Source organism: Betaproteobacteria bacterium (assembly GCA_016194905.1).
Classification (GTDB): domain Bacteria; phylum Pseudomonadota; class Gammaproteobacteria; order Burkholderiales; family JACQAP01; genus JACQAP01.
In genome coordinates, this window is sequence record JACQAP010000031.1 from 124,577 (window position 1) to 134,240 (window position 9,664).

Annotated in this window: 6 protein-coding genes; 4 read left to right on the forward strand and 2 right to left on the reverse strand. The window is 57.4% G+C overall.

The features are described from left to right. The first annotated feature begins 2 nt into the window (after positions 1 to 2). From HY067_21435 to HY067_21445, 3 genes are all read left to right on the forward strand, one after another. On the forward strand, positions 3 to 2,348 hold the full coding sequence (locus HY067_21435) for an adenylate/guanylate cyclase domain-containing protein (protein ID MBI3530518.1): 2,346 nt from the start codon (positions 3 to 5) through the stop codon (positions 2,346 to 2,348). A gap of 377 nt (positions 2,349 to 2,725) precedes the next feature. After that, positions 2,726 to 6,103, forward strand: coding sequence for a tetratricopeptide repeat protein (locus HY067_21440; protein MBI3530519.1), 3,378 nt, complete (start codon positions 2,726 to 2,728; stop codon positions 6,101 to 6,103). Between the two features lie 760 nt (positions 6,104 to 6,863). Beyond that, on the forward strand, positions 6,864 to 7,064 hold the full coding sequence (locus tag HY067_21445) for a transposase (GenBank protein ID MBI3530520.1): 201 nt from the start codon (positions 6,864 to 6,866) through the stop codon (positions 7,062 to 7,064). A 304-nt stretch (positions 7,065 to 7,368) separates the two neighbouring features. On the opposite strand, the gene HY067_21450 is transcribed toward HY067_21445, so the two are convergent. Together HY067_21450 and HY067_21455 are read right to left on the reverse strand one after the other, a co-directional pair. After that, entirely contained in the window at positions 7,369 to 7,575 is a 207-nt protein-coding gene (locus HY067_21450; protein MBI3530521.1) for a hypothetical protein, read from the reverse strand. Positions 7,576 to 7,871: 296 nt separating this feature from the next. Beyond that, a complete protein-coding gene (locus HY067_21455; protein ID MBI3530522.1) occupies positions 7,872 to 8,111 on the reverse strand; it encodes a hypothetical protein in 240 nt (79 codons plus the stop codon). A gap of 475 nt (positions 8,112 to 8,586) precedes the next feature. Between HY067_21455 and HY067_21460 the strand changes: the two genes are divergently transcribed. Next, the gene (locus tag HY067_21460) at positions 8,587 to 9,465 is read left to right on the forward strand and encodes a hypothetical protein (protein MBI3530523.1); all 879 of its coding nucleotides are present in this window, start codon (positions 8,587 to 8,589) and stop codon (positions 9,463 to 9,465) included. Positions 9,466 to 9,664: the final 199 nt, after the last annotated feature.

The following is a 9,664-nucleotide window of genomic DNA, read 5'->3' on the forward strand; positions in this document are numbered from 1 at the left end:
GGATGGCAGCATGGTTCGCCCAGGGCTTCAGGACCGGCAGCCGCCGTCGTTTCCCGACTTTCATCGCGCTTGCGATCGCAGTTGGAACAATCGGCGCCATTCTTGTCCTCGTCCCGCAGATCCGGTCACTCGAACAAAACCTCGGACTGGGCTGGCTGTTCAAGCTTCGCGGTCCTGTTGCAGCGCCCGAGGAAGTCGTTGTGGTGACGATCAGCCGCGAGGCGGCTGCAAACATTTTCCTGCCGCACGACCCGGAGAAATTTCACCGCTGCGACGATATCGGGACCGGGACAAGACCACCCACCCATATCAGCCTGCCGTCGCTGCCCGCACGATGGCCGCGTTGCCTGCATGCGATGCTCGTCGACAAATTGGCCAGGGCCGGCGCCAGGACCGTGGCTTTCGACGTGCTGTTCCGGACGCGTCCTGCCTTGCCGGGTCCTTCGGGCGACCTCAACGCCGAGCAGGATCGACAGTTGGCCGCGGCGATGGCGCAGGCACGCCGTGTCTTGATCGCCGGGAAACTCGAATCGTCGGACATCCGCCCGGCCGGCGCCGCAGAGAAAATGGCGGAGGAATTGATCGAGATCAGCCCGGCCATCCTCGACGCTGCGCTCGGCATTGCGCCATTTCCGGTGATCAATCACGGCGGGCGCTTCGACGAATTCATGGCGTTCACGGAAGGCGGCTCGGCGACGCCCAGCCTGCCGGCTCTCGCCATGCAGGCTTACTCGCTGGACGTGTACCCGCATTTCCGGGACATGCTGGCGAAGCTGGCGCCGGACCAGGCGCAGCTTCTGCCGGCAACGGTCGAAGAAGTCCGCGGCCTTGGACAACTGCAGGCAACCTGCCTGCTGATCCGGCAGCTATTTGCCGGCACGCCCGGACTTGCCGCGCGCATGCAATCCGCCCTCGCTTCGGGCGAATTTGCGGGCCTGGATGCCGCGGTACGAACCCGCATCGGCAGGCTGGTTGCACTTCACGCGGGACCGGGCGTGCGATTGCTCAACGTCTTCGGACCGCCCGGCACTATTCGCGCCTACGGCTACGATCAAGCGCTGGCATTCGACGAAAAGCAATCCGCCGCCGCCTTTCTCGACAAGATGGTTTTCGTCGGGTACGCGGAAACCCTCAGTCCGGAGCAGGCGGAGCACTTCTCCACGGTGTTCTCTTCCGCCGATGGCGTGGCGCTGAGCGGCGTTGAAATCGCCGCCACCGCCTTTGCCAATCTTCTGCACGATTCGAGCGTCCATCCTGCCGAACTGCCGCTATGGATGCTGATCACGTTGCTTGCGGGAACAGTCTCGACACTGCTCTGCTTGTTTCTGCCAAACCGGCTTGCATTTCCGCTTGCGGGTTTACTGCTCGCCGGTTATGCGTGGGCGGCGCTTTGTCTGTTCATCGGGAGAGATCTCTGGCTGCCGCTGGTGACGCCGGCCTGCATCGCTGCCCCGTTGGGCCTGGCAACCGGAATGACCTGGAAGGTCCGGATCGTCCAACAGCAGCGCGAATACATCCGCAATGCGTTCATTAAATTCGTGCCAAAGGAGGTCGTGGACGAACTGGAGAGAAACGCCGGGAACGTCAGCGCAACGCGAGAATCGCTCGAGTGTGCTTGTGTCGCAACGGACGCTGCGAACTACACGACCATGGCCGAGGCCATGCATTCGGAGGATCTCGCGGATTTTCTCAATCGCTATTTCGACACGCTGTTCCGGCCGGTGGCGCGGTACGGCGGGTTCGTCTCCGACATCGTGGGCGACGCCATGCTCGCAATCTGGCCGCATCGTTCCACGGATACTCGTGAACGTATGTTGAGCGCGCTCCTCGAAATGCGCGAAGCAGCACGGCTGTTCAACGAGCAACCGGCCTCGAGCGGCTTGACGACCCGTTTCGGCGTCGATTGGGGCCGCGTGACCCTCACTATGGTCGGGTCGCAGACGCATTACGAATACCGCGCGGTCGGGGACACGGCAAACACCGCGACTCGTATCCAGGAATTGAACAAGAAACTCGGCACCCGGGTGCTGGTTTCCGAGCCGGCGCTGGAAGGAGTGGAGGACTTTCTGCTGCGCGAGGTCGGTTACTTTCTTCTGCGCGGCAAGGCGCTCCCGGTACACGCATTCGAGCTGATCGGACCGCGGCAATCCGCTGACCCGAACGATCTGGAATTGTGCGAGCGCTTTGCGCGTGCGCTCGCTTTACTGCGCAAGAGCGCATCGGCAGAGGCACTCGGAGCCTTCCGGAATCTGGTTTCCGACTTTCCTGGCGACGGTCCGGCGGCGTTCTACGTGCGCGTACTGGAATCCGGAACCCTGCTTCGCGACGGTGCGCTAAAAGTGGACTGATCCCCGCAATCTGACTGCTAGTGTCCTGTTCCGCCGATTCGTGGGACACCTTGCGAACCTTGGAAAGCAGATCTCATATCCATTTATCAACAATCCATCATCGATCGGAAAACCTGCGAAATCGGTGTCAGGCAAGGCGCGAGTCCTCGACAGTGGCGGGCCCCACGGCGAGGACTCGTAACACAGCATGGCGCCGATTCTCGTCGGGTTTTCAGCCGCGAATCAGTGGAACAGGACACTAGGCAGCGCTAGCATTTGTCATGCCCCCGGGGTACCAAGACCAAATTCATATTGCGCCCCCCCAAAGAAGGGTCTATTTTTAATTAGCAGTCGATCGTCGTACCTGAAGTCTTTTAACCCTGGAGGGGGGGTAGAAGATGCAGAGGTTTCGTTGGATCGCGCTGCAGGGGAGTTCCCGGGGGTTTTTGCCCCGCCTGCTGCTGTTTGTTTTGCTCATAACGACAAGCGGGATACCCGCTTTTGCTGCAGACGTTTCGGTCGCCTGCAGTTCTCCTGTTGCCCGCGTCGTTTCGATCCAGGGCTCGATAGAACTTCTCCGCGCCCGCCAGAACGACTGGTCCAGGGTCACTCGCTTGGACACCCCGCTGTGCGAGGGCGACCGGTTGCGCACCGGTGCGCTCAGCCGTGCGGCACTGTTCATCCAGGCGGAAACTCTGGTCCGGGTGGACCAGAACACCAGCATTTCGGTCAGCCAGACTGCGGAAGAAACGCGGGTCGAGTTTACGCAGGAAGATATTGTTGCGGCATCCACGACCGCGCACACCTGCGGTGCCGGCTACTTCATCACCCGGTTTCCACGCAAGTTCAGGGTCAATACACCACACCTTAACGCCGCGGTGGAAGGGACCGAGTTCCTGGTGGCGATGCGCTGCGAGAGCACGGAACTCTCGGTATTCGAAGGCAAAGTCCTTGCCGCCAGCGCAGGCGTCAACGTATTTCCGTCTCAATCCGTCGTCAGTGGTCAAACGCTAACGATCGGCGGCAGTGAACCTCCAGCCATCAGACTTCTGATCAAACCCGCCGACGCGGTGCAATGGACGCTTTACTATCCGCCGATCACCCCTGCCGGCGCCGTGCCGGTCGAGGATTGCCGCGCCGTCGCACAGGACAACCGGGTGTCATGTCTCATCGCGCGGGCGGAGCAACTGCTGCGCGCCGGCCGGGTGGAGGAAGCCCAGGCCAATATCGGCGACGCACTCGCCACCACTCCCTACAGCAGCGATGCCAAGGCCCTGTCATCCATCATCAGTCTGGTCAAGAATGACAAGGCTGAGGCTTTACGTTTGGCCAAGGAGGCAGTCGAGGCAACAACCAATTCCTCTCCAGCGTGGCTGGCCCTGTCTTACGCCCAACAAGCCGACTTCAAACTCGAAGCGGCGCTCACCAGCGCCCAGCGCGCAGCCGAACTCACCCCGAGCGCGCTCGCCCTCGCCCGCGTCGCCGAGCTGCAACTGTCTCTTGGCTGGACTCGGGAAGCGGAAAAGACCGCGACGCAGGCGGTCGCTGCCAACCCGTCGGAAAGCCGCGCACACATGATCCTCGGCTTCGTCCATCTGGCGCAGATCAAGGTAAAAGAGGCGCGGGAAGATTTCGGAAAGGCGATTGAAAGCAACTCCACCGATCCTCTTTCGCGTCTGGGCCTGGGCCTGGCCATCATCCGCGAAGGCAAGTTGGTCGAGGGGCGGGAACAGATAGAGATCGCGGTTGCTTTGGACCCGACGAATTCGCTCATCCGCAGCTACGTTGGCAAGGCGTACTACGAGGAGAACACCAGGGAGCGAGACCAGCTTGCCTCAATTCAGTTTGGATTGGCGAAGGGGCTTGACCCGAAAGATCCGACGCCTTGGTTCTATGATGCCATGCTTCAAGCCTCCGAGAACCGGCCAGTTGAAGCCCTCGACGATCTGCAAAGGTCCGTCGCGTTAAACGACGGCCGAGCTATTTATCGTTCCAAGTTTGCGCTGGATCAGGATCGTGCGTCCCGTACTGCAAACATTGCACGTACATATCAAGAATTGGGTTTCGATCAACTGGCACTTTCCCAAGCAACTTCTTCAATTGCAGAGGACCCGGTCAGCTATTCTGCTCATCGGTTTCTTGCAGACACATATTCGAATTTTCCGAGATACACAATCGCTAGTGAGAGTGAACTGCTACAGGCCCAATTACGACAGCCACTTTCTTTTTTACCCCCACCTCCTCTTCGTGCGCAAGGAAGCCTCTCCTCAACATCTCCGAAGCCCACCTTTGCCATCAACTTTCAGAGTGGTGGGGTTGGTTTCAACGAATATGATTCGCTATTGGATAGTCAAGGTTCACGCTTTATCATCGATGGACTCGTAGGTAGCCGACGTACCGTCGAAGATCAGTTGGTCGTGGGCACAGTTCAGGAGTCTGCTGCACTCACGTTTGGTCAAGCTCACTTTAACTCCCTTGGCTTGCAGGACAACACTAACATCAGCGAGAACGTCTACACGGGATTCGCACACTTTCAAACATCTCCCAACACCTCGTTTCAAACAGAATTCCGCTCGTCGGATTCCAGTCGTGGCGCTATCCTTTTTCCTTTCGATCCCATTCTCGCCTTCCCGATCAATATCGACGAAACGGTTTCATCGATCCGCATCGGAATTCATCATTCAGTTTCTCCATCCTCCGAATTCCTAGTCTCGGCTATTGGAGAAAAGCGTGATACCAGCTTGTTACTTCTGCCCATCTCCGCCACATCGAGAATTGGATCAAGTTCCGGAACTACAGAGTTGCAGTACTCCGCTTCAATTGGTTCAGGACACGTAGTTTCGGGAATTGGCGCGGTAGATGGACGAATAAACTTTCAAGATGCGGGGATCGTGACCGAATCCGAGTTTCGCAATGCTTACACGTACGGGTTTTGGCAATTTGCACCAGTGAGGCTTCACATTCAAGCGGGATTGAGTTACGAGCGCATGTCCGAGGGGCCGCTGAAACGCGAACTTACCAATCCCAAGATTGGTTTAATTTGGCGCCCCTCATCTGAGACTACATTTCGAGTTGCCCAGTGGAAAACGCTTAAACGTCAGTTAGTATCGAATAGAACCATCGAACCAACGCAGGTCGCGGGTTTTAATCAATTTTTCGATGACACTGATGGGTCCATTACTCGCGGTTCGGGTCTTGGGGTCGAGCAAAAACTCGCGTCTGGCCTTTATGTGGGCGCGGAAGCGACGAGACGCCGACTCACTGTTCCGCTGTTTCTCGGTGACACAGCGGAAGATTTCGAATGGCGCGAAAGCACTCGGCGTATCTACCTATATTCGATACACTCGTTTAGCAACGACCGCGTGTTGTGCCGTGCTTGCACGATTAGCTTTTCCGCCGAAATGCAACAAGAGCGGTTTACTCGACCAGTCGAGTTTACCGGTGACCAAGAGATTGTCGATCTTGAGACACGATATTTCCCCCTTGCCGTCACTCTCATTCCTGACGCGACCTTCTCTGCTCGCGTCGAATTAATCAGGGTCAGCCAAGACGGCCATCTCCAAGCGTCCCCATTCTTCAATTCGATTGCCGTCGATAATACCTCTTGGTTGACCAACTTGCGATTCGTATACCGCCTGCCGCGACGTCTCGGGGTCGTTAGATTTGGCGCTGACAACCTCTTTGACCACCGAATTAAGTTTGTTGAAATTGATCCTTCCGCGCCCCGCGTTGCGGTCGCGCGTTTTGCATTTGCCTCGTTAATATTGCAGTTCTGATCTCCAGATCATGGGCAATACCGTTTGAGCCGCGAGAGGGGCCCAACCAGAAATTCTCTATTTGGGCTGCTTTTTCGCCTTGATGAAGCACGAAAAAGAGGAGGATAAAATGTATCTATTCAGTAGGGAAAGAGTTTTGACGTGCCTTACCGTCGCGACGTTGGCGTATTGCTCGACTGCGACCGCGGAGTTGTTTGAAACGTGCTTTTCGGTTACCAGTGAAGATCCCAAAGCATTAGCTGCTTTCAAGGACGCGATTGACAAATCTATTTCGGGGGAGAAGTTGGAGTGTAGTTATAATCAGCCACATCCGAAACACACGAGGGATCTCTCTTACTCTTGCACAAAGGGAACTGACGCAGTTTACTCTGCATTTGGCAAGGCCTTCGAAGCCACCGAGAAAAAGTATCAGATGGCATTTCTTGCGGGCAGGACAATTGCGGCTGCAGGTAACAATCTACAAATTGCTAAGTCTGATGATTACGAGTCAGTATTAAGAATGACGACAACTGCTTGCTTGGCCACCTGTGTGACCAATACCTGCGGCTTCGGTGTCTCTTATTGCTGGAAACCCAACGCGATTTGTAAAATCAGGTGTTGAGTCGGGGAAACTCAGGTCCGATGTCCTCCACATATATCGGACATCGGACCGGTCTCCTTGGAGAAGCCGAACGGGTCCGGTGGCGGGGTCAGGTGGAGGTAGCCCAGGAATTCGTGGACTCTGAATTGGGGGGACAATAAATCCCGATGGAAGTGATCCATGGCAACGCGCAAGTATTTCACCAAGGAGTTCAAGCTCGAAGCGGTTCGCCTGCTCGAGCAGGCCGGCAAATCCGCCACCGAGTTGGCACGAAAACTGGGTGTGCGTTGTAACCAGTTATACAAGCGGCAAAGCGAGCGGCGCGGTAAAATCGAGCGTGCCTTCCCTTGGTCGCGGCCCGCATCCCGACTTCGCCGATGAGCCATGAGGGTCAGTGAGCCATGATGGTCACCCATTAGCCGCCTGCGGTAAAGAGGCAAGTGCATCGCAGGGCGCGCGCGAGCGCGCCTTTTCTTTCGTCTGTCCTGCACAGCGCCTGATGCCTACGCGCCCTGGTTTTCGTCTCGGTGGTGTCGGGCTCGTTTGAGCAAGCCGCACCAGTTACCCATCAGGATCAAGGCGTTCAGTCTGCCTGGCAGTCCGCGCCCCTGGCGGAATCTTCCGCCCCAGAAAACGCATCGGTTCCCGACCACGCTCCACAAGCTGGGATTACAGCACACATCACTCAAGACCTCGACCAATGGTGCGCTTCGTGCGCTTCCGCATATTTGCGGTTAGATGAAACCGGAAAATCCCCCTGGCAGTTGCTCGGGCACTGCGCTTCGACGGTACCCGCTTCCCGGGTCGGGAATAATTCTGTTTGGTCGATGGCAAGCGAAGGGATCGACGCCCCTACGGTTACCCAAATTACGGATGTAATGAAAATGTTCATGATCGCCTCCTTCGCCCAACTGCTCTAAAGGATTCGTCCCCGGGTTTGGTTTTGGGCGCATCTCCATACCCGTTCCTAACGCAACGGCAGATTCAGACTACGGCCGCTTGAGCTGCCAGTCGCGTACACATTGCAAATCGAGCTTGTAAATAATTCACGCGGCGAGATTCGAACGAACGTTTTCGTGGGCTGACTCGCACGGCCAAGAGAGTCAGGCTTTTCAGGGATCAATCAAAGCAAAAAAACACCCGGCGCATGGCACCGGGTGTTTTACCGGACAGCAAACCGCTACGGCTTCAAGCCCGACCGGGCGTATCTGCCGATGCCGCGAGCCTGGCCTTGACTTCACTCTTCTGCGCTGCCGCCACGTCCACGTGGGTACTGGCACGTCCGTAGCGATCCACCGTTGCGGCGGTGTTGACGGACGGCTTGCTTGCAAACGGGGAGTTCTCGCTTCCGCGACCGAAATGCTCGGCGTAAGAGGCAGGGACAGCAGCGAAAATCAACAGCACTGCAAAAATCACTTTGGCGTTCATGGCAATCTCCTCAAGGTTTAATCATGAGCACATCGCTCACGAGGACAGCCTATTCAAATGGATCGAGCGAAGCCCGTAACTATTGCCGTCCTCCAAGCTTGAAAATTCACACTCTGCGAATTTTCGCTGGGAGACCTTTTTTCAGTCCTGCTAAGACCACCCGTAGTCACTCGCGTCACATCCCGTTCAGTCCGACCTGCGTAAGTTCCAAGTCGCGCCCAGTCATCCGTGATCCGATATTCGGACCACGCATGCAGCAGCCATCTGCCGTTCGCTATGACCTTCGTCATATGGATCGACGGCCTTGCCCTTCTCAGAATGCGTTCGAGATGGAGCCGCATATCCGCGAGTATTTTTGGCCTGCGATCCCTGTTCAGATTGGTGGTCGGCTCCGCGAACCCGACATGAGTAGAGGGAGAGGAATATGAGATACGCGACGCGAACAGATGCCGATTCGAACACCTGCTCAACGAAAATGGCAAGGGAATCGTTCGGGCTCGGCACGGGAAGCTTTTGGGCAGAAGGCAAAACCACGGACACCACAACCAAGGCACCGATACAAATCTTCACCCTCGGGCGTTTCAGCATCGCGATCGATAAGCAAGCGCTTCACTCGAAAGGCAAAGCGCAATACCGACCGCTCGGGCTCTTGAAAGCGCTTATCGCCATGGGTGGGCGGGATGTCGCTTCCAGCCGTCTTTGCGAATGCCTGTGGCCGGATTCCGAAGGCGATTTGGGAGCCAGAAGTCTGACGATTACATTGCACCGTCTGCGCTCCTTGCTGCAGACCAGGGCGGCGGTACTTTCTGATAACGGAAAGCTCTCGCTGAACGAGGGCGTGTGCTGGGTGGACGCGTGGAGCTTCGAGCGCTTCGTCAACGACGGGCTGCGCCGGCTAGACGAATCCGCGATCGGCAATACATCCGAGTTGCAATTGCGCCTGGCCCTCAACCTCTATGCCGGGCACTTTCTCGCGCGCGAGTGTGAAGAGTCCTGGATGTTTGCACCGCGACTACGGTTGAAGACCAAGTTCGAACGACTGGTCGCGGCACTGGCCACGCGCCTCGAGCGTCAGAATCGATTTTCCGACGCGATCGATGTCTGCCTTCAGGCCTTGGAGCAGGATCCGCTGAACGAGTTACTGTACCGCCGGTTGATGGGTTGCTACCTGAAGAGGGGCGAACTCGCCGAGGCCGCGCGCACCTACAGCCGTTGCCGCGAAGCACTGGCCAGAGGACTCGCCATGCAACCTTCGATGGAGACAGAGCGCCTTTACCTCGAAGGCGTGCGAGGCGCTGCCGAACAAGGTGTGGCACGAACCTCGACTCAGGTTTGTGGGTCGGTGCGTCTATAGAGCGATGCGAAATCGCTTTTCGTCCCGACGTAGATCCCCTGTCATGGGCCCATCAAGTACAAAGCCCCTCGCCGGTGACCCGGGAGGGGCTTGGTACTGGTTGGGCGCCTGGCGGTGACCTACTTTCGCGCGGGCAATCCGCACTATCATCGGCGCAGAGTCGTTTCACCGTCCTGTTCGGGATGGGAAGGCGTGGGTC